22 protein-coding genes are annotated in these 26008 nt (G+C 70.0%); 14 read left to right on the top strand and 8 right to left on the bottom strand.

What is annotated here, in order from left to right; all coding sequences use genetic code 11:
- Window position 1 precedes the first annotated feature (1 nt).
- From EDD92_RS04685 to EDD92_RS04635, 11 genes are read left to right on the top strand one after another with little or no spacing between them, the layout of a single operon-like run.
- The gene (locus EDD92_RS04685; protein ID WP_123963127.1) at window positions 2-1246 is read left to right on the top strand and encodes a glycosyltransferase; all 1245 of its coding nucleotides are present in this window, start codon (window positions 2-4) and stop codon (window positions 1244-1246) included.
- Window positions 1243-2493 carry a class I SAM-dependent methyltransferase gene (locus EDD92_RS04680; RefSeq protein WP_123963126.1) on the top strand — a complete coding sequence of 417 codons (1251 nt, stop codon included), beginning with the start codon at window positions 1243-1245 and terminating at the stop codon, window positions 2491-2493. The genes EDD92_RS04685 and EDD92_RS04680 overlap by 4 nt, the downstream gene beginning before the upstream one ends.
- Window positions 2490-3284, top strand: coding sequence for a glucose-1-phosphate cytidylyltransferase (locus tag EDD92_RS04675; protein WP_123963125.1), 795 nt, complete (start codon window positions 2490-2492; stop codon window positions 3282-3284). Before EDD92_RS04680 ends, EDD92_RS04675 begins: the two co-directional genes overlap by 4 nt.
- Window positions 3281-3928, top strand: a complete 648-nt coding sequence (locus EDD92_RS04670; protein ID WP_123963124.1) for a PIG-L deacetylase family protein — start codon at window positions 3281-3283, stop codon at window positions 3926-3928. The genes EDD92_RS04675 and EDD92_RS04670 overlap by 4 nt, the downstream gene beginning before the upstream one ends.
- Window positions 3929-3931: 3 nt before the next feature.
- On the top strand, window positions 3932-4957 hold the full coding sequence (locus tag EDD92_RS04665) for an NAD(P)-dependent oxidoreductase (protein WP_123963123.1): 1026 nt from the start codon (window positions 3932-3934) through the stop codon (window positions 4955-4957).
- Window positions 4945-6228 (top strand): DUF4910 domain-containing protein, encoded by a 1284-nt coding sequence (locus tag EDD92_RS04660; protein ID WP_123963122.1) that lies wholly within the window; start codon window positions 4945-4947, stop codon window positions 6226-6228. Before EDD92_RS04665 ends, EDD92_RS04660 begins: the two co-directional genes overlap by 13 nt.
- Window positions 6225-7532 (top strand): hypothetical protein, encoded by a 1308-nt coding sequence (locus tag EDD92_RS04655; RefSeq protein ID WP_123963121.1) that lies wholly within the window; start codon window positions 6225-6227, stop codon window positions 7530-7532. Before EDD92_RS04660 ends, EDD92_RS04655 begins: the two co-directional genes overlap by 4 nt.
- Window positions 7529-8476, top strand: a complete 948-nt coding sequence (locus EDD92_RS04650; protein ID WP_123963120.1) for a glycosyltransferase family 2 protein — start codon at window positions 7529-7531, stop codon at window positions 8474-8476. Before EDD92_RS04655 ends, EDD92_RS04650 begins: the two co-directional genes overlap by 4 nt.
- Window positions 8473-9693 (top strand): polysaccharide pyruvyl transferase family protein, encoded by a 1221-nt coding sequence (locus EDD92_RS04645; protein WP_123963119.1) that lies wholly within the window; start codon window positions 8473-8475, stop codon window positions 9691-9693. Before EDD92_RS04650 ends, EDD92_RS04645 begins: the two co-directional genes overlap by 4 nt.
- Complete coding sequence (gene rfbC / locus EDD92_RS04640; RefSeq protein WP_123963118.1) at window positions 9690-10241, top strand: dTDP-4-dehydrorhamnose 3,5-epimerase; 552 nt, start codon at window positions 9690-9692, stop codon at window positions 10239-10241. Before EDD92_RS04645 ends, rfbC begins: the two co-directional genes overlap by 4 nt.
- 7 nt (window positions 10242-10248) lie before the next feature.
- Window positions 10249-11574, top strand: a complete 1326-nt coding sequence (locus EDD92_RS04635) for a glutamate-1-semialdehyde 2,1-aminomutase (RefSeq protein ID WP_123963117.1) — start codon at window positions 10249-10251, stop codon at window positions 11572-11574.
- Between the two features lie 2 nt (window positions 11575-11576).
- Here EDD92_RS04635 and EDD92_RS04630 read toward each other — a convergent pair whose 3' ends face one another.
- The 3 genes from EDD92_RS04630 to EDD92_RS04620 form a co-directional block, all read right to left on the bottom strand.
- Entirely contained in the window at window positions 11577-12263 is a 687-nt protein-coding gene (locus EDD92_RS04630) for a phosphatase PAP2 family protein (protein ID WP_123963116.1), read from the bottom strand.
- A 194-nt stretch (window positions 12264-12457) separates the two neighbouring features.
- Complete coding sequence (locus tag EDD92_RS04625; RefSeq protein WP_123963115.1) at window positions 12458-14638, bottom strand: RICIN domain-containing protein; 2181 nt, start codon at window positions 14636-14638, stop codon at window positions 12458-12460.
- Between the two features lie 30 nt (window positions 14639-14668).
- Window positions 14669-16042 (bottom strand): chitinase, encoded by a 1374-nt coding sequence (locus EDD92_RS04620; protein ID WP_123963114.1) that lies wholly within the window; start codon window positions 16040-16042, stop codon window positions 14669-14671.
- 266 nt (window positions 16043-16308) lie between these two features.
- Here EDD92_RS04620 and EDD92_RS04615 point away from each other — a divergent pair, with 266 nt between their 5' ends.
- Window positions 16309-16539, top strand: a complete 231-nt coding sequence (locus EDD92_RS04615) for a hypothetical protein (RefSeq protein ID WP_185123933.1) — start codon at window positions 16309-16311, stop codon at window positions 16537-16539.
- A 79-nt stretch (window positions 16540-16618) separates the two neighbouring features.
- Here the strand turns inward: EDD92_RS04615 and EDD92_RS04610 are convergent, their stop codons facing one another.
- From EDD92_RS04610 to EDD92_RS04595, 4 genes are all read right to left on the bottom strand, one after another.
- On the bottom strand, window positions 16619-17839 hold the full coding sequence (locus EDD92_RS04610; RefSeq protein WP_260326314.1) for an SGNH/GDSL hydrolase family protein: 1221 nt from the start codon (window positions 17837-17839) through the stop codon (window positions 16619-16621).
- Window positions 17840-17962: 123 nt separating this feature from the next.
- Entirely contained in the window at window positions 17963-20380 is a 2418-nt protein-coding gene (locus EDD92_RS04605; protein WP_123963111.1) for a glycosyl hydrolase family 95 catalytic domain-containing protein, read from the bottom strand.
- A gap of 123 nt (window positions 20381-20503) precedes the next feature.
- On the bottom strand, window positions 20504-22372 hold the full coding sequence (locus tag EDD92_RS04600) for a carbohydrate-binding protein (RefSeq protein ID WP_123963110.1): 1869 nt from the start codon (window positions 22370-22372) through the stop codon (window positions 20504-20506).
- 123 nt (window positions 22373-22495) lie between these two features.
- Entirely contained in the window at window positions 22496-23683 is a 1188-nt protein-coding gene (locus EDD92_RS04595) for an ROK family transcriptional regulator (protein ID WP_185123931.1), read from the bottom strand.
- 201 nt (window positions 23684-23884) lie between these two features.
- Here EDD92_RS04595 and EDD92_RS04590 point away from each other — a divergent pair, with 201 nt between their 5' ends.
- Together EDD92_RS04590 and EDD92_RS04585 are read left to right on the top strand one after the other, a co-directional pair.
- Window positions 23885-24433: an ABATE domain-containing protein gene (locus EDD92_RS04590; protein ID WP_123963109.1), complete on the top strand. Its 549-nt coding sequence runs from the start codon at window positions 23885-23887 to the stop codon at window positions 24431-24433.
- Window positions 24434-24501: 68 nt separating this feature from the next.
- The gene (locus EDD92_RS04585) at window positions 24502-24861 is read left to right on the top strand and encodes a hypothetical protein (RefSeq protein WP_260326313.1); all 360 of its coding nucleotides are present in this window, start codon (window positions 24502-24504) and stop codon (window positions 24859-24861) included.
- 9 nt (window positions 24862-24870) lie between these two features.
- Here EDD92_RS04585 and EDD92_RS04580 read toward each other — a convergent pair whose 3' ends face one another.
- Window positions 24871-25902, bottom strand: coding sequence for an alpha/beta fold hydrolase (locus EDD92_RS04580; RefSeq protein ID WP_123963107.1), 1032 nt, complete (start codon window positions 25900-25902; stop codon window positions 24871-24873).
- Window positions 25903-26008 lie beyond the last annotated feature (106 nt).

The raw sequence follows: 26008 nt of genomic DNA, 5'->3' as shown, positions 1-26008 counted from the left end.
CATGCACATCCTCGTGGTGCACAACCGCTACGCCTCGGCGCAGCCGAGCGGTGAGAACAAGGTCGTCGACCAGGAGGTGGAGCTGCTGCGCGCGGCCGGCCACCGGGTCGAGGTGTTCGAGCGGCGCAGCGACGACATCGGCGCCATGTCCCTCCTCGCCAAGGTCGCGGTGCCCCTGCGGGTGCCGTGGAACCCGGCCGTCCGCACGGAGCTCGCCGCCAAGCTGCGCACCGAGCGGCCTGACGTGGTGCACGTCCACAATGTCTTCCCGCTCCTGTCGCCCGCGGTCCTTGCCGCCTGCGCCGACGCCGGCGTGCCCGCCGTCGCCACGCTGCACAACTACACCCAGGTCTGCCCGCCCGGCACGCTGCAGCGGGACGGCCGGCCGTGCACCGAGTGCGTCGGCTCGGCGGTGCCGCTGCCTGCCGTCCGGCACGGCTGCTACCGAGGCTCCCGCCTCGCCACGGTGCCGCTCGCGGTCAGCCTGACGGCCAACCGGCGGCGCTGGTGGTCCGGCGTGGAGCGGTTCTTCTGCATCTCCGCAGCCCAGCGCGACACCCTGGTGCGGGCCGGCATGCCGGCCGAACGGCTGGCGGTGAAGCACAACTTCGTACCCGACCCGGACGACCGCCGAGCAGGCGACGGAGAGCATCTGCTCTACCTCGGCCGGCTCGCGGAGGCCAAGGGCGTACGGCTGCTCATGGCCGCGTGGGACGAGATCGCGGCGGGCGGCGGTGTGGGCGTGCCGCTCGTCATCGCCGGCACGGGGCCACTGGAGCCGGAGGTGACCGCCTGGGCGGCGGGCCGGGACGACGTGCGCTACGTCGGCCTGTACGACACGGCGGAGTGCCAAAAGGCCATCGCGCGCTCGGTCGCCGTGGTGGCTCCGTCGACGTGGCTGGAGGCGTTCGGCCTGGTGGTCGTGGAGGCGATGGCGGCCGGGGTCCCGGTCGTCGCCGCCGGTCACGGCGCCTTCGTCGAACTCGTCGACGACGGGGTGACCGGGCTGCTGCACAAGCCGGGGGAGTCCGCCTCCCTCGCGTCCTGCATACGCCGGATCGCGGCCGAGCCGGACCTGGGCCGGGAGATGGGCCAGGCGGCCCGGCTCCGTTACGAACAGGGTTTCAGCCCGGCGGTCGGCCTCGACCGTCTGGTTGATGAGTACCGCACCGCGATCGCGGGGCGGTCAGCACAGACTCGCGGCGGGGACACCCGCGCGAGCAGGGGGGATGGGGACAACAGATGACACGATGCCGACTGTGCGGCTCGGAGGCGATGGCGAGCGTCGTCGACCTCGGGGCGACGCCACCTTGCGAGAGCTTTCTCGCCGCGGACCAACTCGACCAGCCGGAACCGGCGTACCCGCTGCACCTGCGGGTCTGCACCGAGTGCTGGCTGGCGCAGATCCCGCCGCTGATCACGCCGGAGGAGACCTTCAAGGAGTACGCGTACTTCTCCTCGTACTCGACCTCCTGGGTGGAGCACGCCCGCACGTTCGTCGCCGACGCCGTAGAGCGGGTGGGTCTCGGCACCGACGCCTTCGTCGTCGAGGTCGCGAGCAACGACGGGTACCTGCTGCGGCATGTGGTGGACCGGGGGATCCGCTGCCTGGGCATCGAGCCGTCGGTGAACGTCGGCGCCGCGGCACGCGAGGCGGGCGTGCCCACGCTCACGGAGTTCCTGAGCCCGGAGACCGGCTCGGCCGTCCGTGCAGAGCACGGCCCGGCGGACCTGGTCGTGGCCAACAACGTGTACGCGCACATCCCCGACGTGGTCGGGTTCACCCAGGGGCTGCGCGCCCTGGTCGCCGACGACGGCTGGGTCTCCATCGAGGTGCAGCACCTGCTGACCCTGATCGAGGAGAACCAGTACGACACGATCTACCACGAGCACTTCCAGTACTACACGGTCGCCTCCGCGATCCAGGCGCTGGCGAGCGGCGGACTCACGCTCGTGGACGTCGAGTTGCTGCCCACGCACGGCGGCTCCATCCGGCTGTGGGCCCGCCCGGCCGAGGTGGCCGGCGAGCCGACGCAGCGGGTGGCCGACGCACTGGCCCGGGAGAAGGCCGCCGGTCTGCAGGAGCTGTCCGGGTACACCGAGTTCTCCGCCCGCGTGGCCAAGGTGCGCCGGGACCTGCTCAAGTTCCTCATCGAGGCGGCCGAGCGCGGCCAGACGGTCGTCGGCTACGGCGCCCCGGGCAAGGGCAACACCCTGCTCAACCACTGCGGCATCCGGCCCGACCTGCTCGCGTACACGGTCGACCGCAACCCGTACAAGCACGGCAGGTTCACCCCGGGCACCCGCATCCCGATCCTGCCGCCCGAGCAGATCGCGGCCGACAAACCGGACTACGTCCTCGTCCTCCCGTGGAACCTGCGGGCAGAGCTGGTCGAGCAGCTGTCCTTCGTGCACGACTGGGGCGGCCGGCTGGTCTTTCCCATCCCGGAACTGAGTGTTGTCGAGGTCGCGTCCCGAAAGGTCACAGCATGAAGGTCGTTCTGTTCTGCGGCGGTTACGGGATGCGGATGCGCAACGGAGCCTCCGACGACGTGCCCAAGCCGATGGCGATGGTCGGGCCGAGGCCGCTGATCTGGCATGTCATGCGCTACTACGCGCACTTCGGGCACAAGGAGTTCATCCTGTGCCTCGGCTACGGGGCCCACCACATCAAGGACTTCTTCCTCAACTACGAGGAGACGACGTCCAACGACTTCGTGCTGCGGGGCGGGAAGACCGAGCTGCTGTCCACCGACATAGCCGACTGGACGATCACGTTCGCGCAGACCGGCATCGAGTCGCCGATCGGGGAGCGGCTGCGCCGGGTGCGCCACCACCTGGACGGCGACGAGATGTTCCTCGCCAACTACGCCGACGTGCTCACCGATGCCCCGCTGCCCGAGATGATCGACAACTTCGCCCGGCGCGACGCCGGTGCGTCGATGATGGTGGTGCCGCCCCAGTCCTCGTTCCACTGCGTGGACCTGGGCGAGGACGGCCTGGTGGGGGGCATCACCGCGGTGAGCGACATGCCGCTGTGGGAGAACGGCGGCTACTTCGTGCTCCGCCAGGAGGTCTTCGACCACATCCCGGAGAACGGGGACCTGGTCGCCGACGGATGCGCCCAACTGGCCAAGGAGGGCCGCCTGGTGGCGCACAAGCACCGCGGCTTCTGGAAGCCGACCGACACCGTGAAGGAGCGGGCCGCGCTCGACGAGGCCTACGCCCGGGGCGACCGACCGTGGGCCGTGTGGGAACGGGACAACGCCGGGGTGAGCGCGTGATCCCCCTCGGAGCAGGGCGCCCGGACCGGATCGTCGCAGTGGGCGCGCACTGCGACGACATCGCCATCGGCGCCGGCGGCACACTGCTGACGCTGTGTCACGCCCGGCCGGGCCTCCGCGTCGACGCGCTGGTGCTCTCCGGCGGTGGCAGCGAGCGGGAGCAGGAGGAGCAGGCCGCCCTCGCCGCCTTCTGCCCGGGCGCCGACCTGCGGCTGACCGTGCACAAGCTGCCGGACGGCCGGCTGCCCGTGCACTGGGACGAGGCCAAGGCCGCCGTCGAGGAACTGCGCGCGCAGACCGACCCGGATCTGATCCTGGCCCCGCGCACCGACGACGCCCACCAGGACCACCGCGGCCTGGCGCAGCTGATACCCACCGCGTTCCGCGACCACCTGGTCCTCGGCTACGAGATCGTCAAGTGGGACGGCGACCTCGGCCGGATGGCCGCGTACCAGCCGCTGTCGACGGAGATCGCCGAAGAGAAGGTGCGGCTGCTGCAGGAGCACTACGCCTCGCAGCGGCACCGGCCCTGGTACGACCGCGAAGCCTTCCTCGGGCTGGCACGGATCCGCGGCATCGAATGCCACGAGCGATACGCCGAGGCGTTCGCCGTCACCAAATTCACGCTCAACCTGGGGGGTTGAACCATGCGCGTACTACTGACCGGACACCAGGGATACCTGGGCACCGTGATGGCCCCGGTCCTCGCCGCCGCCGGACACGAGGTCGTCGGCCTCGACTCCGGCCTGTTCGCCGACTCCGTCCTCGGCGAGACACCCGCGGACCCCCAGGGGCACCGGGTGGACCTGCGCGACGTCACGGCCGAACACGTGGCCGGCGTGGACGCCGTGATCCACCTGGCCGCCCTGTCCAACGACCCGCTGGGCTCGCTGGCCCCGGAACTCACCTACGACATCAACCACCACGCGTCCGTACGGCTGGCCCGGCTGGCCCGCGACGCCGGAGTGCGGCGCTTCCTGTACGCGTCCACCTGCTCGGTCTACGGCGCCGCAGGCGGCGACGACCTGGTGGGCGAGGACGCCCCGCTGCGCCCCGTGACGCCGTACGCGGAGTCCAAGGTGCGGGTCGAGGACGACCTGCACGAGCTGGCCGACGACGACTTCACCCCGGTGTACATGCGCAACGCCACCGCCTTCGGCTACTCGCCCCGGCTGCGCGCCGACATCGTGCTGAACAACCTGGTGGGCCACGCACTGCTGTCCGGCGAGGTGCTGGTGCTCTCCGACGGGACCCCCTGGCGCCCGCTGGTGCACGCCGGCGACATCGCCCGGGCCTTCACGGCCGCGCTGACCGCGCCGCGCGAAGCGGTGCACGACCGGGCGTTCAACATCGGCAGCGAGACCAACAACGTCACGGTCGCCGAAATCGCCGAGCAGGTCGCCGAGGCGGTGCCCGGCGCGAAGGTGCGGATCACCGGGGAGAACGGGGCCGACCCGCGCTCCTACCGGGTGGACTTCTCCCGGTTCCGCGCCGCGATCCCCGGCTTCGACATCGAGTGGTCGGTCAAGCGCGGCGCGCTCGAACTCGCCGACGCCTACCGGAAGTTCGGGCTGACCAAGGAGGCCTTCGACCAGCGCTTCACCCGGCTCGCCGTGCTGCGCGCGGCGTCCGAGGCCGGCACCGTCGACGACACCCTGCGGTGGCGCCGATGACCCATCCCGGCGAAGAGATGCACGCCCTGGTGGAGCGGATGTACCCGCTGTGCCGGAGCATCACCGGCGACGGTGTCCGCGCCACCCTGGACATCGTCGGCGAGTACCTGCCGCTGCAGGTGCACGAGGTGCCGACCGGGACGCAGGTCCTCGACTGGACGGTGCCGCAGGAGTGGAACATCCGCGATGCATACATCGCCGACAGCGCCGGCAACCGGGTCGTCGACTTCGCCGCGTCCAGTCTGCACGTGCTCGGCTACAGCGTGCCGGTGTCGGCGACCATGCCGCTCGCCGAGCTGCGCGGACACCTGCACACCCTGCCGGACCACCCGAGTTGGGTGCCGTACCGCACCAGCTACTACAAGCCGGAGTGGGGCTTCTGCCTGGCCCAGGACACCCTGGACGCGATGCCGGACGGCGAGTACGAGGTGGTCATCGACTCGACGCTCGCCGACGGCCACCTCACCTACGCCGAGCACGTGGTGCCCGGGCAGGTCGCCGACGAGGTGATCGTCTCCTGTCACATCTGCCACCCGGCGCTGGCCAACGACAACATGGCCGGCGTGGCAGTGGCGACGTTCCTGGCCAAGGCGTTGGCCGAGGAAACGCCGTACTACACCTACCGGTTCATCTTCGCGCCCGGCACCATCGGGGCGATCACCTGGCTGGCCCGCAACGCGGAGCGGGTGGAGCGGGTCAAGCACGGCGTCGTGCTGGCCTGCGCCGGGGACCCGGGCCAGTTGACGTACAAGCAGAGCAGGCGCGGCGACGCGGAGATCGACCGGGTGATGCGGCACGTGCTGACCGCATCCGAACGCCCGCACCGCATCAACGAGTTCACGCCGTACGGCTACGACGAGCGGCAGTACTGCTCGCCCGGGTTCAACCTCGGCGTGGGCTCGCTCACCCGGACCCCGTACGCCGGTTACCCCGAGTACCACACTTCGGCGGACAACCTGGACTTCGTCTCCCCGGAGGCGATGGCGGACACCCTCGCGGTCTGCCGCGAGGCGTTCGCCGTCCTGGACCGCAACCGGCGGTATCTGAACCTCAGCCCTTACGGCGAACCGCAGCTGGGCCGGCGCGGGTTGTACGACGCGCTCGGCGGCCGCAGCGACACCAAGCAGGCCCAGATGGCCATGCTCTGGGTGCTCAGCCTCTCCGACGGCGAGCACAGTCTGCTGGACGTCGCTGAGCGGTCCGGGCTGCCCTTCGACACCGTCGCCGACGCGGCCGGTGCCCTGCACGAGGCAGGGCTGATCAAGACATGACGTCCATGCCCGTCGAGGGGGAGAACGCGCAGACAACGGCGCCACCGGCCGGATCCGCCAAGCGGGCCCTGGTCGGCCGGCTGTCGTGGGGACTGGCCGACCAGGCGGCCTCCAGCATCAGCAACTTCGCGGTGGGCATCTACGTGGCCCGCTCGCTGGGGGTGACCGCGTTCGGCGTGTTCAGCCTGGCCTGGGTGACCTACGGCGTGGTGCTCAACGTCTCCCGCGGGCTTGCCACCGACCCTCTGACGGTGCGCTTCAGCGGCGTGCCGGAGGCGTCCTGGCGCGGGGCGGTGGCCCGCTCGACGGGTACCGCACTCGGCGTGGGCGCAGCCATCGGCGTGGTGTGTCTGGTGGGCGGGCTCGGTCTCGGCGGCCGCGTGGGGCCCGCGTTCGCCTGCCTCGGTGTCCTGCTGCCGGGGCTGCTGCTGCAGGATGCCTGGAGGTTCTCGTTCTTCGCCGCCGGCATGGGGCGCAAGGCGTTCGTCAACGACCTCGTGTGGTGCGTCGCGCTCGTGCCGGCCATGCTCGTGGCGGCCCGCGTGGGCACCGTGGCCGCCTTCGTGCTCGCCTGGGGCGCGTCCGCCACGGTGGCCGCCGCGTACGGCTACTTCCAGTCCGACATCGGGCCCCGGGTGACCGAGGCGCGAGGGTGGTTTCGCGAGCAGCGCGATCTCGGCTACCGGTACCTGGTCGAGAACGTCAGCCTCAGCGGCGCGAGCCAGCTGCGGGCCTACGGGCTCGGCGCGATCGTCGGGCTCGGCGCGGTGGGTGCGGTGCGGGGCGCCGAGCTCCTGATGGGTCCCTTCCTCGCCGTGCTCATGGGTCTCTCGCTGGTCACGGTCCCGGAAGCGGCACGCGTGCTGCGGCAGGCCCCGCACCGCCTCGGCAGGTTCTGCCTCCTCCTCGGTGGCGGGCAGGCCGGTGCAGCGCTGCTGTGGGGCGCGGCGCTGCTGCTGATGCCGACCCGGCTCGGCGAACTCACCCTCGGCAACGTCTGGCACTCCGCCTCGCAGCTCATCGTGCCGATCACGCTCGGCGTCGCGGGCGCCGGCCTCGGTACCGGCGCGGCGGCCGGGCTGCGCGCGCTCGGCGCCGCCCGACGCAGCCTGCGCTCACAGCTGTTCGCCTCCGCCTGCTACGTCAGCGGCGGGCTCGGCGGGGCGGCCCTTGCCGGCACGGTCGGCTCGGCCTGGGGCGTCGCCACCGCGACCGTCAGCGGCTCGGCCGTGTGGTGGCTGCAGCTGCGGTCCGCCCTGCGCGAGCACCACCAAGACTCCATCCGCGAAGTGAGGACCTCATGACCGACCGACCCAGGCTGAGCATCGGCCTGCCCGTGTACAACGGCGAGGAATACCTGGCGGAATCGCTCGACGCCCTCCTCGGCCAGACCTACGAGGACTTCGAGCTGGTCATCTCCGACAACGCCTCCACGGACGGGACCGAGGACATCTGCCGCAAGTACGCCGCGCAGGACGCACGCATCCGCTACCTGCGGCTGCCCCGGAACGTCGGCGCCACGCCGAACCACAACTACGTGTTCACCCAGTGCCGCGGCGAGCTGTTCAAATGGGCCTCCCACGACGACCTTTACGCCCGCGACCTGCTGCGACGCTGCATTGAGGCGCTGGACGAGCGGCCCGACGTGATCCTCGCCCACGCCGACCAGGCGGTCATCGACGGCGACGGCCAGGTGAAGGTCCCCTACGAGTACACCCTCGCCACCGGCTCACCGCACGCGCCGGAGCGCTTCCGCAGCATGCTGTTCGAGCCCGGCGGCGACGACTTCTACGGGGTGATCCGGGCCGACGCGCTGCGCCGGGTGAAGCCGATGGACAGCTACCACCACGCGGACCGCACGTTCGTCGCCGAGATCGCCCTGCACGGGCGCTTCCACCAGGTGCCGGAGCTGCTGTACTTCCGCCGCGACCACCCCACCCGCGCCGAGCGGGCCAACCCCTCCAAGCGCGCCCGGTGCATCAACCTGGACCCGCGCCGGGCAGGCCTGCTGCACCCGACGCCCCGGCTGCTCGCCGAGTACATCTGGGGTTTCACCTCGGCGATCCGGCGGGCCCCGCTGTCCCCGGCCGACCGCCGCGAGTGCTACCGCCACCTGGGTGCATGGATGACCAGCCGGGTCCGGCCGGGCGCCGGCGAGCGGGTCGAGGACCGCGCCCCCATCGACCCGGAACTGCTCACCGTCTCCGTCGACGCCCTTGTCGCGGGCCGCGAGGGGCGGCGGGCATGAAGACGGCAACGCATGTGGGGGTGTTCGGCCTCCTGGGCTCCGGCAACCTCGGCAACGACGGCTCGCTGGAGGCCGTCCTCGGCTACCTGCGCGCCGAGCACCCGGATACGGCCGTCGACGCGCTGTGCGGCGGCCCCGAGGCCGTGACGACCCGGTTCGGGATCCCCGCCACGCGGCTGCACTGGAACCGCGCGGAGTACCGGACCGCGTCACGTGCGGGCGCGATCGTGTCGAAGGGCCTGGGCAAACTCGTCGACGTCTTCCGCACCGCCGCCTGGGTGCGCCGGCACGACGTGGTGATCGTGCCCGGCATGGGCGTCCTGGAGGCCACACTGCCGCTGCGGCCGTGGGGCTTCCCGTACTCCCTGTTCCTGCTCTGCGCGAGCGGCCGGCTGCTCGGCACCCGGGTCGCGCTGGTCAGCGTCGGCGCCGCCGAGATCCGCAACCGGCCCACCCGGGCACTGGTGCGCTGGTCGGCGCGGCTGGCCACGTACCGGTCCTACCGGGATGCCCAGAGCCGTGACGCGATGCGGGCGATGGGCGTGGACACCGCGCGCGACGAGGTCTACCCCGACCTCGCGTTCTCCCTGCCGACACCGCAGACGAGCGCGCCCTCGGGCTCGCCCGGCACCGTCTGCGTCGGCGTCATGGACTTCCATGGCGGAAACGACGACCGCGCCCGGGCCGACGAGATATACCGGCGCTACCTCGACGGGACGATCCGCTTCGTCCGTACGCTGGTCGAGGAGGGCAGGCCCATCCGGCTGCTCACCGGCGACCAGTGCGATGTGGCGGTGGTCGACGCGATCCTCGACGCGGTGGACTCGCCCCTGGTCACCGCCGCCGAGCCGGCCTCACTGGCCGACCTGATGAAGGAGATGGCGGCTGCCGACACCGTGGTCGCGGTCCGCTACCACAACCTGATCTGCGCGCTGAAGACCGGCACCCCGGTGCTCGCGCTCAGCTATGCGGCCAAGAGCGACGCGCTCATGGAGCGGATGGGCCTCGGCGCGTTCTGCCACCCGGCCCGCGAGGTCGACGCCGACCGGCTGCTCGAACAGTTCCGGACGCTGGAGAAGCGATCGACGGAACTGCGGCAGGTCCTCACCGAGCGGAACCAGGCAGCAGCAGAGCAACTCGCCGACCAGTTCGCCGCGTTGACCGCGGCCCTGTTCCCGACGACCGACCACCCTCACACCCTGCGGAAGGCTCGATGAAAGCGACCGAAGTCCCGGAGATCGCCGGCGCGTACCTGTTCGAGCCGACGCCGTACGCCGACGAACGCGGCTTCTTCTGCCGCACCTTCGACGCCGACGTGGTCCGCTCGGTGGGCCTCGACCCCAACGCCTTCGTCCAGGACAGCGTGTCCCGCTCGGTCCGGGGCGTGCTGCGCGGCCTGCACCTGCGTTCGGGCGCCGGCGAGGCCAAACTGGTGCGCTGCTCGCACGGGAAGATCTTCGACGTCGTCGTGGACCTGCGCCCGGACTCGCCGACCTACCGCAACCGGGCCTTCTTCGAGCTGTCCGGCGAGACGCAGAAGACCGTCTACATCCCGGCGGGATGCGCGCACGGCTTCCAGGCTCTTACCGAAATCGCGGATACCTCTTACCGTATCGATCGTCAGCACGATCCGTCCGAGGACGTGACGATCGCCTTCGACGACCCGGAACTCGCCATTCCCTGGCCGCTGCCGGTCACATCCATGTCCCAACGGGACCGGGAGGCGCCCAGCCTCGCCGAGGTCCTCAAGCACCAGGAAGGGTGAAGTCGGCTTGGACACCGAAGAGTTCCAACTACCCCGGTCGCAGGCGGCGAACGAGCGGCTGCACGCCATGATCCCCGGAGGCGCGCACACCTACGCCAAGGGCGACGACCAGTACCCCGAGAACCTGGCCCCGGTCATCAGCCACGGCCGCGGCGCCCATGTGTGGGACGTCGACGGGAACCGCTACATCGAGTACGGGTCCGGCCTGCGCTCGGTCAGCCTCGGCCACGCCCACCCAGGCGTGACCGAGGCGGTGCGGCGGGAGATCGACCGCGGCAGCAACTTCGTCCGGCCGTCCTTCGTGGAGGTCGAAGCCGCGGAACGCTTCCTCGCCACGGTGCCGACCGCCGAGATGGTGAAGTTCGCGAAGAACGGCTCCGACGCCACCACCGCCGCGGTGCGCCTCGCCCGCGCCGCCACCGGACGCCCGCGGGTGGCCCTCTGCGCCGACCACCCGTTCTTCTCCGTCGACGACTGGTTCATCGGCACCACACCGATGTCCGCCGGCATTCCGACGGCCACCAACGAGCTCACCGTGTCGTTCCCCTACGGGAACCTGGCCGCCACGGAGGAACTGCTCACCCGGTACGAGGGCGAGGTCGCCTGCCTGATCCTCGAGCCCGCCACCCACACCGAGCCGCCGCCCGGATACCTCGAGGGTCTGCGCGAACTGGCCCACCGGCACGGCTGCGTCCTGATCTTCGACGAGATGATCACCGGCTTCCGCTGGTCCGAGGCGGGAGCCCAGGGCCTGTACGGCGTGGTCCCCGACCTCTCCACCTTCGGCAAGGCACTGGGCAACGGGTTCGCGGTCTCCGCGCTGGCCGGGCGGCGCGAGCTGATGGAGCGGGGCGGGCTGCGGCACTCCGGCGAGCGGGTCTTCCTGCTGTCCACCACGCACGGTGCGGAAACGCACTCGCTGGCCGCCGCGATGGCCGTACAGACCATCTACGCCGAGGAGGGCGTCACCGCGCGACTGCACATGCTCGGCGAGCGGTTGGCCGCCGGTGTCCGCGAGGCCGCGGCCGGCATGGGCGTCGGCGAGCACATCGTCGTCCGGGGCCGGGCCAGCAACCTGGTCTTCGCCACTCTCGACGAGAACGGTCAGCCGTCGCAGGAGTACCGCACCCTGTTCCTGCGCCGGCTCCTCGAGGGCGGGGTGCTGGCCCCGTCGTTCGTGGTGAGCAGTGCGCTCAGCGACGACGACATCGATCACACCGTCGATGTGGTGGCCCAGGCATGTGCGGTGTACCGGAAGGCACTGGACGCCGGTGACCCCACCCCCTGGCTGGCCGGACGACCGGTGAAGCCGGTGTTCCGCCGCTTGGCGTGACGTCAGCGATGCTCCAGCCGACCGGCGTCGGCCGTGCGAACGGCCCGCCGGTCGGCCGTGCGGTCGACCAGCCATGCGGTCGCCGGTACCACCGCCAGTGCGGTGCACCAGCCGCCGAGGACATCGGTCGGGTAGTGCGCGCCCAGGGCGACCTGTGCCCACCCCATCGCGGCGCCGGCCACCAGCGCCGCGGCGAGCACGAGTGACATGCCGGCCGCCTTGCCGAGGCCGAGTCGGCCGGTCGCCGGCAGTGCCGCCGTGAGGGCGAGCGCGGTCAAGAAGGCGGTGTGCCCGCTCGGGTAGGACAGATTGTCGGCGCCGTGGATGGTGCGTCCCACCACGTGCTTGAGCAGCGTCGCCGTTCCCACGGTCACGCCGACCCCGGCCACGACGAGCACCGCCGCGCGAGGACGCCGAAGCAGCAGGCAGCCCGCCACGGCGGCCACGATCACCATCGCCGATCCGGCGGGCTCTCCCAAGAAGTCCAGGGTCAGAGCGACATACCGCCACGGCGGCCGCACACTGTCCGCCGTCGGCGAGATGAACCACCGGTCCACCCTGCCGGGCTCGCTGTGACCGGCGTACAGGACCCCGATCGCGGCGACCACCAGCGCGGCGAGAACCGCGATCAGCCCGAGCAACGGGCGCAGCGACGAGGGAAGTGCCGCGGGCGTCGGCCGGCCGGTCACGCGCCCACCGCGTCCGGTCGGCCTGCGCCGCCTTCCAGGCCCGCTCCTGCCAGGCGATCCAACGCGAGCCCCCCGTCGTGTCCGACTCCCCCTCCAGCGATCATAACCGTCGTGCGGACACCTGTTCTGGGCCTTTACGACTCCGTGGGGCTGTCAGTCCGTGCGCCGAGACGGGGGGGTGCGTACGTCCACTCCTACGGATAGCTGGTCAGGTTCGCCACGTTGGTGCCGGAGTTGGACGGGCCGCCCGTGTTGTTGATGACGTGGCTGATGGTGCCGGTGCCGCCGAGGGAGACCGTCACCATGCTGGTGAAACGAACGTCGGGGTGGTTCGGCGCTTCGATGGCGTGCGCGGCCACGACAGCGGGGTTGACGTTGAAGTAGCAGTAGCTGCCGAGGCCGTACGCCTGGTGGCTGGTGACCGAGTCGGCGACCTTGTAGGCCGCGTAGCCCTGGGTGGAGCCGTTCATCCATGCCGCCTGGTTCGGCGGGTCGTAGGGCATCTCGTTCTGGAAGAAGTACGTGCGGCCGCCGTTGCCGTTCCAGACGGTCTGGTACTTCTGGAAGTGCTCGACGAACAGGCCGTACATCGTCACGTTGTCACCGTTGACGATCATGCCGGTGTCCGCGGTGTTGCTGGTCCAGCCGACGCCGCTGCCGTGGTCGGCGCGCCAGATCCACATGTGGTCGCCGATGACGTTGTCGCTGTTGACGACGAGGCCGGTGGTCACCTTGCCGACGCCCGCACCGCCGACGCGGAAGTAGACGTCGTGCAGGGAGGCCGGATCGGCCGTGTGGGAGGCGGAGGAGCCGCTCGGCCCGACCTCCAGCAGGGAGGGCGAGGCGGTCGCGCCGGCGTCGAACAGCAGGCCCGCGATGTTCACCCCGTCGACGTCGGCGACCTTCATGGCGGTGATGCCGTTGTCGGGGACGAAGGTGGCCAGGCCCAGGCCGAGGACGACCGTGTCGGCGCGGTTGATCTGCAGGGTCTGGTCGAGGTGGTAGAGGCCGGGGGTGACCAGGAGGTTCTTGCCCGCCGCGAGGGCGGAGTTGATCTGCGAGGCGGTGGCGCCCGGCTTGACGACGTAGAAGGAGTCCAGCGAGAGCGAGGAGCCCGACGTGCCGCTCGACCAGCTGGTGCCTGAGGAGTTGGACCGCACGGACGGCACGAACACCTGGTAGTTGCCGGATCCGTCCACGTACAGGAACGGCTTCTCGCGGGAGACCGGGCTCTGCGCGACGGTGGTGTCCGGCGGGCTGGGGAAGCTGGTGGCGGGGGTTCCCGTGCTGCCGGTGAAGACCATGTTCCAGTTGGAGCCGGTCCAGCTGCCCAGCTGGGAGTTGCGGGTCAGCCACTGCTGCTGGCTGCCCGAGTCGACCTGGCCGTCGATCTTGCTGTCGGCGATGAGACCGCCGCTGGACCAGCCGCCGTCGTCGAGGGCGAGGTTGCCGCGCAGGTGCATCCGGCGGTACGGCGCCGCCTGTGAGACCGCCCAGCGGTCGCTGCCGCCGGCCGGGTTGACCGACAGGTTCTCCGCGCCGCGCCAGAAATTCTGGGTGGCGTTGCCCTGGAACCAGTCGGCCTCGGCGTGCACCGCACCGTTGATCGTCACCGCGTCGGGCGACAGGCCGAGGCCCAGCACCTGTGTGTAGAAGCCGACGTTGACGTCGGCGCTGTAGGCGCCCGGCTTGAACAGCACGGCGTAGCGCTGGGAGCCGAACTGGTTGGTCTCCTGCTGCTGGAAGATCGTGTTCAGCCTGCTCTGGATCGTCGAGGACGACATCGACGGGTCGAAGACGACCACGTTCGGACCCAGGTCGGGGTCGGCGGCCGACTGGGTCACGGGTACGACCTGGAAGCGCTGGGCCGCGGTGCCGTTGCAGGTGTACTGCACGAACTGCACGCTGTCGGCGGTCGAGGCCGCGGGGTCGTCGAGGCACTTGCCGCTGTTGCGGTTGACGAAGTGGTAGGCGCCGCCGCCCTCGTCCACCGGCAGCCACTGCTGGTTGGCGCCGCCGCCGTAGGTCCACAGGTGGACCAGGGCGTTGTCGGCCGTGGAGACGTCGGCGACGTCCGCGACCTGGTTGGTGTCGTTGGCATTGTTGATCCGGACGTATCCGTCGCTCGTGGCGGTGAAGCTCCACCGCTGCGCCGTGGTGCCGTTGCACGAGTACTGCTGCACGACGGTGCCGTTCGCGGTGGCGGCCGCCTTGGCGTCGAGGCACCGGCCGCTCGCGGCGTTCATGACGGTCGCGAAGCCGGTGGGCAGGGCGGTGACCGCGGCGTGCGCGGGCGCTCCGGTGAGCAGGGACGCGGCGGCCGTGGCCACCACTGCGGCCGCGGCGGATCTGCCGCGCCATGGGAGGGAAAGCATGGGTTGTTCTCCTGGTCTCGTGCGGGGAAGTCAGCCGGTGAATCCGGCGAAGACGCGGGTGTAGTCCCAGTCGGACTGGCTCACGCCGGAGCAGGTGTCGGCGGAGCCACCGGTGCAGGGCCGGTCGCGGTTGGCGGACCAGAACGTGAGCCGGGCCAGATGGTGCTGCTGGGCGTAGCCGAGGATGGTCCGGAAGTCGGCCACCGTGACGGTCTCGTTGTTGTCGGTGATGCCGTTCATCGACGAGATGCCCATGTCCCGGTAGGCGGTGTCGTCGCTGTAGCCGTACGCGTTCTTCAGCGCGTTCTTGAGGCCCTCGGCGGCCTGGGTGGTGAGGTTGCCCGTGTTCTGGCCGGCCCCGCCGAAGTCGAACGGCATGATGGCCCAGGCGTCGACGGTCAGCCCTGAGGACGCGGCCCGGTTGATGAGGCTCGTGTCCGGACCGCTCTGGCCGGTGCCGATGGTGATGTACACCTTCAGGCCGGGGTTGTCGGCCTTCACGGTTTTCAGCGCGTCCACGGTCCGCTGCTGCACGGTTCCGTTGCTGTAGGCGTCGGCCTCCAGGTCGATGTCGATGGCCTTGAGGCCGCCGTAGGCGTTGATGACCTTCTGGTACGCCGCCGCCAGCTCGCTCGCGCTGGAGCAGGAGCTCTCCAGCTTGTTGCCGCTGTAGCCGCCGAAGGACGGGATGACGTCACCGCCGTTGCTGCGCACGGTGTTGATCGTCTGCTGGTCGACACCGCCGGTCAGCGCCCGGCTGCCGTCCCACTGCGGGTTGCAGTAGCCGTTGCTGAGGACGAAGGCGAGCGTGTAGTACTTCACGCCGGTCGCGTTGGTGATCGTGGTCGGGCTCGGCGGGTCGCCCCAGCCGTTGTAGAGGTACGGCGCCACGGCCATCGGCGCGGACGGGGCGGTGCCGTCACCGGCCGCGGGCGCGGTCCACTTCTGGTTGGCGCCGCCTGTGCAGGACCAGATCTGGGCGCGGGCGCCGTTGGCCGAGGAGTTGTCGGTGACGTCCAGGCACTTGTTCGCCTGCGGGTTGACGATGTCGTGGGCGGCGGTGACGGTCCACTTCTGGTTGGCACCGCCGGAACAGGTCCACAGCTGGACCTTGGCGCCGTCGGCAGTTGAATTGCCGGTCACGTCAAGGCACTTGCCGAGGGCGCGGACGGTGCCGTCGGAGCCCACGGTCCACTGCTGGGCGGCGGTGCCGTTGCAGTCGTAGAGCTGGACGGCCGTACCGTCCGCGGAGTCGGCGCCGGCGACGTCGAGGCACTTGCCGGCGAGCCCGGTGATCGTGCCGGTGGCGGCCTGGGCGGGGGACGCGGCGAGCAGGCCGGTGGACAGGGTGAGAGCGGTGACCGTCAGGGCGGCGGATGCGGGGAGTGGCCTGCGTCTGGGCATGGCGGGGCGCCCTTTCGTGGGGGGTGGGGTACTCGAGCCGCGTTCACCTTGTGAACGGGGCATTGCACGCGCGGGGTTGGGGCTGCCGGTGAAACTAAAGGTACGGACCACTTTCGTCAAGGTGTGAAGTAAGAGTTGATGGAAGGGAGTTGCTGCGGTCCGAGTCGCGACGGCGACCGTGGGGGGCCGCTCCACCGGCCGCCGGCGCGGCGCAGCAAGACGGCGCGGACCACTGGGCCTTCTGCTGGATGGCACCGGCAGGATCGGTGAAGGTCACGTTCGCCGACGGGGACACCTCGTGCCTCAGCGGCCAGGGCTTCGTCGGGTTCGACCCGAACGACCCGGACTGGACCGTCCGGAAGATCGAGACGAACAACAGCTGGGGCGCGGTCGTCTACCCCGGCACCGTCGATCCACCGACAACCCGCTGCGACCGCAACCAGGACGTGCCCGTCAACTCGCGCCTCAACGGCATCTATCTGAACACCGCTTCCTGACCCCGAACCGGATCTCGGGAGACAGTGTCCGCCCGCCCTCTGTGTGCGTGCGGACACTGTCGTGTTGAGTGGCGGGGCGTCAGCTGCGCAGGAGCCGAAGGTCGATCGCGTCCGCCATGGCCTTCATTCCCTCGTCGTTGGGGTGGATGTGATCGCCCGAGTCGTACGCCGGGTTGAGGGCGGCCGGGTTCGCGGGGTCACGCATGGTCCGGTCGAAGTCGATGACGCCGTCGAAGGCACCGCTGGTGCGGATCCACCGGTTGACGCTCTGGCGAATGGCCTCGGCGGCGGGCATGTAGTAGCCGTTGCCCTCGTCGGGCATCAGGGTCGCGCCGATGACGTCGACGTGTGCGACGTGTGCCTGGCCGATCAGGGTGCGGTAGCCGTCGATGAGGTCCTGGGCAGTGAGCGGCCGGCCGTCGGGGCCGGCGTTGTTGCCGATGTCGTTGATGCCTTCGAAGAGGATGACGTCCTTGACGCCCGGCCGGCCGAGGGCGTCGTGGCCGAAGCGCTTGAGGGCGCTGACACCCTGCCACAGGTTCGGGACGTCGGTGAGGACGCGGTTGCCGCCGATGCCGGCGTCGACGACGCTCAGCCGCTGCGGGCCCGGTCCGGCGCCGAGCCGGCGTCCGAGGAAGTCGGGCCACCGGGTGTAGGTACCGGTCGAGGAGTGGTAGCCGTCCGTGATGGAGTCGCCGAAGGCAACGACGGTACCCCTGGCGGTCGATGACAGAACGTCAAGGCCCGCCAGGTAGTACCACGAGGTCGTGGTGGTGCCGAACGCGGCGGCGCTGTCGTCACCCGTATGGTTGCCGGAGGCGATGTAGGTGGTGTCGAAGGCGTCGGAGTGCCAGGTCGACATGCCTGTCGCACCGGGGACGTAGAGGCTGACGAGCAGGTTCTCGCCCGCGCCGACCGGGATCGGGACGACATCGCTGACCGCCTCTTCGCCGACCGGGATCGTGAGGTGGCGGGAGCCGGCGAAGGTGACGTTGCGGATGGTCCCGCGTGTCGCTTCGCCACCGCTCGCCTGGACGGCCACGTCCACGGCGCCCACGTCGAGCGGGGTGTTGCTGTACCGGTTGGACAGGGTGATGCGGGCGCCCGAGCCCGCCACGCTACTGTGCACCACCATCCGGATGGTCTGGTCGTCGAAGGACGGGCCGCCGGTCGTCATGCCGGGCGACCAGGCACTGACCCTGGTGGCCTTGCCCTGCGAAGACGAGGTGGCCGCGCTTGCCAGGTCGGCGGTGCTCAACGGAACGACCGTGAGCGCCATGCCGGTCAGTGCGCCCCACACGGACAGCAATGATCTGCGACGCGGTCCGCGTCCCGCCGCCGGTCTTCCCTTTGCAGAGGACATCGTCGTTCTCTCCGCTCTTGCTTGTCGTCGTCTCATCGGGGGGTGGGGGCAGGACCGGACTCAGCCGAAGTTGCGCAGCGTGACGGACGCCCCGGGCTTGAGGCTGATCTTTCGAGCGGTCCTGCCCGCGAAGACGGTCGTGTCGCGGCCACCGACGCTCTTCAGCGTCAGCTGTGTGACCTTGCCGTCTCGCCACTTGAGGTCGGCGACGAAGCCGCCGCGGACGCCGACGCCTGTCACCGAGCCGGATGCCGCCCAGGCGGCGGGCAGGGCGGGCAGCAACTCGACGTGACCCGGCCGCGAATAGACCAGCATCTCGATCATCGCGGAGGGGGTGCCGAAGTTCGCGTCGATCTGGAAGATGCCGCGGCCCTGCCCCATGTCCATGATGTCGAAGAGATTGGACGCGCTGCCGTTGCTGCCGTCCACCGACGGCTTCAGGTTGTTGACGACCAGCTGGTAGGCCTTCTCCGCGTTCTTCAGCCGCGCCCAGCACAGGCTGCGCCAGGCGTTGGACCAGCCGTAGCTGTTCATGCCGCGGGCGTTCAGCAGGGCCGTCGCCCCGGCGAGGATGTCCTTCGGCGTGGATTCGTCCGGGCGGATCCGGTCGCCGGGGAAGAGGCCGAACAGCGGGGAGAGATGACGGTGCGTGGTCTCGCCGAGGTTGTCGGGCGACATCCACTCCTCCAGCCAGCCGGTCGTGGGGCTGACCACCGGCAGGTACAGGCGCTCACGCAGGCCGTCTACGGTCGCTCCGTAGGAGAGGTCCTTGCCGAGTACCCGGGTTGCGGTCCGGTAGTTGCCGAAGAGGTTCCACACCGCTTCCTGGGCGTAGGTGATGCCCTTGGCGTCCTGCGGGCCCTGCTCGGGCGACCAGTCGCTGTCGTCGATGAGGACCTCGCGCGAGGTTCCCGTGGCGTCGGTGACGGTCGTGGTGATGAGGCGGGCCTCCCAGAACTCCACGGCGCCCTTGAGGAGGGGATAGATCCTTTCGAGGTAGGCGCGGTCCTGCGTGAACTCGTAGTGCTCGAACAGGTTCTGGCAGAGCCAGGCATTGCCCGCCGGGTGCCACCACCAACCGCTGCCGCCGTAGGGGTTGGTGGAGAAGGCCACGGCCCAACCGGCGACCCTTCCACTGGAGTTGCGGTATCTGTTGGTCGAGGTGTTGAACAGCCGCTGCGTGACGTCCGTCCACGAGGGCAGCTGTGCGAGGCAGTAGTCCGCGAAGGCGTCGAAGCAGTCTGACAGGCCCGTCCGGTCGGCCATCCAGTAGTTCATCTGGACGTTGACGTCGGTGTGGTAGTCGCCCATCCAGTCCGGGTCGTTGCCGTCCAGCCACGGGCCCTGCAGGCCCATCGGCAGGCTGCCCCGTGACCCGGAGATCATCAGATAGCGGCCGAACTGCAGGTAGGCCGCCTCGAGTTCGGGGTCGGGCACGTCGTCCCGGTAGCGCGCCTGCACCCGCTGCCAGGTGTCCAGTCTGCGCTGGGCGGTGGACGACGTGCCGAGGTTGATGTCCTGCTGCTCGAACACCGGGCGGAAGTCGGCGACATGGGTGGCCAGCAGTGTGCTCGCGGAGTGGCCGGCGGCGGCCAGGACCTTGGTCCGCGCCAGGCGCTCAGGGTCCACGGACGGGTCGCGGAACCCGGCGGCTGCATCCGGGGCGTAGTTGGTGCCCCCGCTGACCACGACGGTCAGGTCCTTGCAGTTGCGGAACGAGATCGACGGACCGTCGACCGCGACCGTGCCCGCGCTGCTGTAGGCAGTGACGGCGGCCCCGTACTTCAATCCGTTGGCGAAGGAAGCACCGAACGAGGCATGGCGCCCCGCGCGGTTCGCAGTGGTGGTCTCGCCGTGGGTGCCGGCGAGGGAGACGGTACCGGTGTAACTGCCGCCGCCCTGCTGGGAGAAGTGCACAACGATGACGTCGTCGGGGCGACTGGCGAGGACCTGCCGCTGGTAGGTGACGCCGGACAGGTCGTAGGAGGCGCTGACGAAGCCCTGGGCGAGGTCGAGGGTACGGCGGTAGTTGTTGACCGAGCCCAGGTCGTGCGCGGGGATGTCGACGGTGAGCTCGGCCAGCAGGGTCAGGGAGCCGAAGTCGTCACGGCCGTAGGGGAACTGGCCGTCGCTCTGCAGGGTGTCGTTGCGGCCGCCGGTCCACAGGGTGGCGTCGGTGAGCGTCAGCAGTTCGGCGGCGGGGTCATTGCTCGCGAGCGCTCCGAGGCGCCCGTTCCCGACCGGCAGGCCCTGCTGGATCATCGAGGTGGGGGAACCGGGGGCCCGCCACCACAACTGGTTCTTCGCGGCGGCGGCCGCGGACAGCATGGGGGAGGAAGCGGGGCGGAGGGGGGCCGCCGAGGCGGTGAAGGCGGGCAGCCCGCCGAGGGCGGCGACCGCGCCGGCCGTGGTGGCGAGGGTCAGAAAGCGTCTGCGGCTCGGGTGGTCGTCGGGTGATTCGGTGTGCTGGGTGTCCACGGTGTGCACTCCAGATCCGGGGGAACGGCGCATGCGGGAACGACGGATACGGGCCGTCGGCGGCGGACTGATCAGGCAGGCTGATCAGCCGGATTGATCAGCCGGATTGATCAGGCGGATTGATCAGGCGGATTTGGGTACGTCGATCCGGTCGATGTCGGGTGAGTAGTCCCAGCCGCTGTCGAACGTGATCGTGTTGGAGCCCGCCGTCAGGGCCAACTGGATGCTGACGGTGTCGGCCGTGCTCCAGTCGCCGGTGGAGGGGAACTTCAGGCTGGTGCCGTGGCCGCTGTTGGAGTAGACGGTCACCGAGCGGGGATCGCCGCTGACGTAGGCGACGTTGACGGTGTAGATGCCGTCCTTCTTCACCGTGATGTCGTTGAACTGCAGCCTGCTGTCGAGGTAGAGGTTGCCGACCTTCTTGCCGCCGGAACAGGCGTCGCACGAGGCGACGGAGGCGTTCCCGGTCAGGGCGTTGTTGCCGGACTCGGCCTCGTAGCGGGTGGTCGCGAGAGGAGTGCCGCCGGGCTTGACGGTGAACAATCGGGAGCCGTGTGCGGGCAGCGTCGAGGTGATCCGGTTCTTGTACGTGCCGAGGTTCTGGTGGTTCCACAGGTCGCGTACGGCGGCCGCGCCGGTGAAGCCGAAGGATGCCCAGTCCGCGGTGACGGAGGCCGACGAGCCGCCGAGGTTGAACAAGGCCACGGTGTAACTGCCGTCGGGGTTCTTGGTTGCCCAGACCTGCTGGTCGCCCATCGGGGTGACCGGACGTGCGACGGGCGAGGCGTTCTGGTCGACCGCTATGACTTCCTGGTTGGTAAGCAAAGAGAGGCCGTAGCTGTCGAGTTGCGTGAGGTCGTCACCGGTGAACAAAGGCGACTTGTTGATGGCCCACAGTGTCATGTAGCTCTGCCGTTCGGCCTTGGAGAGGCCGTCCATCGCGCCGTTGCCGACGTCGATCGCGTCGAGGTCGTTCCAGCCGCCGGGGCCCGCCTTGCCGCTCCACGCGGGGGCGTCGTTCCACCGGTCGTCGACCGAGTTCTCCCAGGTGACCAGGGTGTTGCAGTAGCACTCCACGTCGGTGTCGATGCGCCAGCCGTTGGAGTACTTCTTCCAGTCCGCGGCGTGGGAGATGTCGAGCGACCAGGACAGCTCGAGGTGGATCGGCCGCCCGGTGCCGGCGATGGCCCGGTGCCAGGCGGCGACGTCCGCGACGTTGTTGTAGTTGTCACCGGACTTGGACGAACCGGGGCCCACACCGTCGAGCTTGAGGAAGTCGTAGCCCCAGCCCGCGAGCAACTGCGCCTGCGAGTCGATGTACTTCTGCGCGCAGGGGTTGTCGAAGTTCAGCTTGTAGGCGCTGTCCCAGCCGTTGGTGGTCCGCAGGTCCGGGTAGACGACGTCCGCGGTGGTGCAGCCCGGGGCGTCGTGGACCGGCACCTTGCCGTCGCCGTACGCGCCCTTCTCCAGGCCGACGGGCAGATAGATGCCGGCCTTGAGGCCCTTGGCGTGGATGTGGTCGGCGACCGACTTCATGCCGTGGGGAAAGCGCACCGGGTCGGGTGTCTGCCGACCGTACTGGTCGAACTCGGAGGTCCAGTTCTTGTCCATCCACCAGCCGGCGTCGATGTTGACGTAGTCGTAGCCGTACTTCTTCAGCGTGGCGGCCAGGGCGTCCGTCTGCTTCAGTACGTTCGCCTCGGTGAGGTAGCTGTAGTTGCCGTCCGGGTTGAGGCCCGGGTACTGGGAGGACTGCATGCTCCAGCTGGACCAGCCCATGTACGGCTTGGCCGCCGGGCCGGCGGCGGTGGCGTCCGCCGAGGCCGGAGCCGAACTGGCCGCTGAGGTCGCGGACTTGGAGGTGACGGGCGTGACCTGAGTGGCGGCGGCCGGGACCGCTGTGCCGAGTCCGGCCGTGACGGCCAGGACCAGGACGGCTCTGAGGGGACGGCGCATGAATCCGGGGAGGGCTCTGGAGGGGGATGAGGGCATGGGTCGCCTCCTGGTGAGTGAATGGGGTTGTGCGAACGGCACCCGGTGGGGGCGGGTATCGGTGAGGTCCGGGCTAAAACAGGACGGCGACTGCGGCGGCTCGCGGGCTGCGGCTCTGCAGCGTCATGGCTGCTCCTCGTACGTGTCCGACCCCATGAAGGACTGGATCGCGGTGGCCGCGGCCCCACGCGCCCACTCCTCGAAGGGCAGCGGACGTGTCATCACGTCACACTGCGAAGCGGTACCGAAGGCGGACGCGGCGAACGCGTCCCGGATGCCCTCGGCGAAAAGGTCGTATGCGGCCAGGCCCTCCCCGGAGATGACCACCCGCTCGGGGCCGAGGAGGTTCACCAGGGAGGCGATGGCCTTGCCGATGGCCTCGCCGGCCTGTGCGTAGACCGCCCGGGCCCCGGGGTCTCCGCCGTGTGCCAGATCCAACGCCTCGGCCACATCGGTCAGTTGCCTGCCCGTGGCCGCGCTCACAGCGCGGAGGATCGCGGGGTCCGCCGCGATCGCCTCCACACAACCGCGGTTGCCGCAGTGGCAGAGCGGGCCCCTCGGGTCGAGGGACAGATGCCCGATCTCGCCCGCCACGCCGTGCGCGCCCGACACCACCCGGCCGTGCACCACCAGGCCACAGCCGATGCCGGCGCCCACGGTCACCAGGGCGAAGTCCGAGAGCCCGACTCCGGCCCCGAACCAGAGCTCGGCGACCGTGAGCGCCCGCACATCGTTGTCGACCGTGACCGGCAGCCCGGTCGCGGTACCGGCGAGCTCGGCGAGCGGTACGTCGCGCCACTCCAGGAAGGGGGAGTAGCGAACCAGACCGTCCGCGCGGTCCACGTCCCCCGAGATCGCGATGCCCAGCCCCCGTACCTGCACACCGAATCCGACGGCCTCGGTGAGCAACTCCTGTACCAGCGCGGTGATGGCGGGGAGCACGGCCTGGGGCTCGCGGCCCGTGAGGGCCACGTGTCGGGACACCCGGATACGGCAACACAGGTCGGCCAGCACGGCGATGATCTCGTCGCCTGTCACCTTGACGCCGATGAACAGCGCCCTTCCCGCGTCCACCGACACCAGGGTGGCCGGACGCCCCACCGCGGGCCGCGCCTCTTCGTCCGCGCCCTCGACGAGATAGCCGAGCTCCATCAGCGGACGGACCGCCTTGGTGACCGCGGCCGGAGACAGCTTGGTGCGCCGCCCCACCTCGGTCCGGGTGAGCGGACCGTGGGAGAGCAGTGTGGTGAAGACCAGGGAGGCGGCCGGAGTCATGGTGGGGACCGACTCGTGGGCGAAGGTCGGGCGCATGGCCGGAAACCTAAGGTCGGATCTTTTCCGCTGTCAATAAAAAAACCATACTTGCTCCAAGGCATGGCGGAAGCGGTGTTGAGCCGACGAAAGTAGGGCTGTTTATGCGCCAGGGCGCGTAATCGAAGGCCTGCGTCTCGGGCGTGCCGCATCGGCAGGCAGGATGTTGCACATCCAGGTGTCACCCGTCAGTATGGTTACGTGAATCATGCTTTTCCCTGCGGGACGCTTCCTCTGGACTTCGTCGGCACGTTGCGCGCGCGACGCAACGGCGAGCCGCTCGAGAAGCTCGCCTCCCCCGAACTGCTCGACGACTGGTTCCTGGAGTCCGGGATGCTCGATCTGGCGCCCGGGGCGAGCGAGGCCGACCTCTCCCTCGCAGTGGACCTGCGTGAGGCGGTCTACTCCCTGGTGGCGGCCCGGATCGAGCGACGGCCACTGCCTGCCGAGGCGGTCGCCGAGGTGAACCTGCAGGCGTCAGGTCTCCCCGTGACCGTGCGGCTCGGTCCCGACGGTGCGACCCGTACCGGCACGGTCGTCCAAGGGCTCGCCGCCCTCGCTCGTGAGGCCGTCGAGATCGTCGGCGGTGAAGAGGCCGCGCTGTTGCGCGAGTGTTCCCGTCCCGAGTGCACCCAGGTCTACCTCGACCGCTCGCGCGGCCACCGACGGGAGTGGTGCGCCATGCGAACCTGCGGCAACCGGGTCAAGGCCGCCGCCTACCGGGCACGCCAGCACGGCACGACGAGCTGACGCCGGGGGAGTGAACGGTCGTGACTGGTCCATCCGCCTCTCTCCGGACGAGGTATGTCGAACAAGCCGTGTCCGATCTGGCGGAGAACCGCCGCCGGCAGCGCGAACTGGCCGAGAAGCTCAAGATGTTGAAGCAGGAGGAAGCCCTCCTGACGGACATCCTCAGGCTCGCCGAACGGAACGAGAAGGCGAACCCTTCTCCCACACGTCTGCTCAGAGACGTCCTGATCGAACTGCTCGGCGCCCAGGACGGGCCGCGGTCGGCGAAGGCTCTGTGTGACGAGCTGAAGGAGCGGCACCCGGACCGTTCGCCCACCCCGCAGGTCGTGCGCAGCGCCCTCGAATCACTCGTCGCGAAGGGGCGGGTGCGTCGCCACAAGCGGGAGCGGGCGGTGTCGTACTCCCTCGCGGAGCGTGCGACGGACTGACCTCCCCAGTCAGAGGCGGTCCGCGTCGACAACGGCCTGGGCGAAGGCCGTCGGGGCCTCCTGCGGCAGGTTGTGCCCGATGCCGGTCAGCGTCCGGTGCTCGTACTTGCCGGTGAACTTGTCGCGGTACATGGACCCGTTGCCGGGCAGGGTGAAGGGGTCCTTCTCGGGGTCGAGGGTGATGGCCGGCACCGTGATGGGCGGTGCCGTGGCCAGCTTCTCCTCGTAGCGGTCGTAGCGGGGTTCTCCCTCGGCCACGCTGAGCCGCCAGCGGTAGTTGTGGATGACGACCGCGGCGTAGTCGGGGTTGTCGAAGGCGGCCGCGGTGCGCGCGAAGGTGGCGTCGTCGAAGTTCCAGGTCGGGGAGACGAGATCCCAGACGAGCCGGGTCAACTGGAGGCGGTGGTCATGGTCCTCCATGGCCTTCTTGCCCCGCTCGGTGGCGAAGTAGAACTGGTACCACCATGTGTGCTCCGCGGCCGCCGCGAGCGGTTCGAGCTGGGCCTTGCGGTTGGTGATGAGGTAACCGCTCACCGAGACCAGGGCCTTGACGCGCTCGGGCCACAGCGCCGCGAGGATGTCGCCGGTCCGTGAGCCCCAGTCGAAGCCGGCGATGACCGCCTTGTGGATCTTGAGTGCGTCCATCAGCGCGATGATGTCCAGGGCGATCGCCGACTGCTGCCCGTTGCGGAAGGTGCGGGAGGACAGGAACCGAGTGGTGCCGTGACCGCGGAGGTAGGGCACGATCACGCGATAACCCTTGGCCGCCAGCAGGGGAGCGACGTCGACATAGCTGTGGATGTCGTACGGCCAGCCGTGCAGGCAGATGACCACCGGACCGTGCGCGGGGCCCAGTTCGGCGTAACCGACCTCCAGCAGACCGGCCTTGACCTGTTTCAGCGAGGGGAACGAGGTGTGGGCGCCCGGAGTGGTCGAGAGGGCCGGCGCCGCGCTCGAAACCCCCTGCAGGCCGGCCAGTGAGACGGCGGCCGTTCCCGTGCCCAGGCCCAGGGCTGTGTTGAAGGTACGCCTGTTGATCATCTGAAGCCTCCCGTGTATGGGACAAGTTCCGCACAGCTGCCGAGAGTTCGACGGCAGGGCGACTTTGACACAGCGCGCATCACCTGTCAAAGGGGTTACGAAGTGA

The sequence above is a fragment of the Streptomyces sp. TLI_185 genome, assembly GCF_003814765.1.
Lineage (GTDB): Bacteria > Actinomycetota > Actinomycetes > Streptomycetales > Streptomycetaceae > Streptomyces.
Note: the sequence above shows the minus strand (reverse complement) of the source record. Positions and strands in the feature narration are given on the sequence as shown.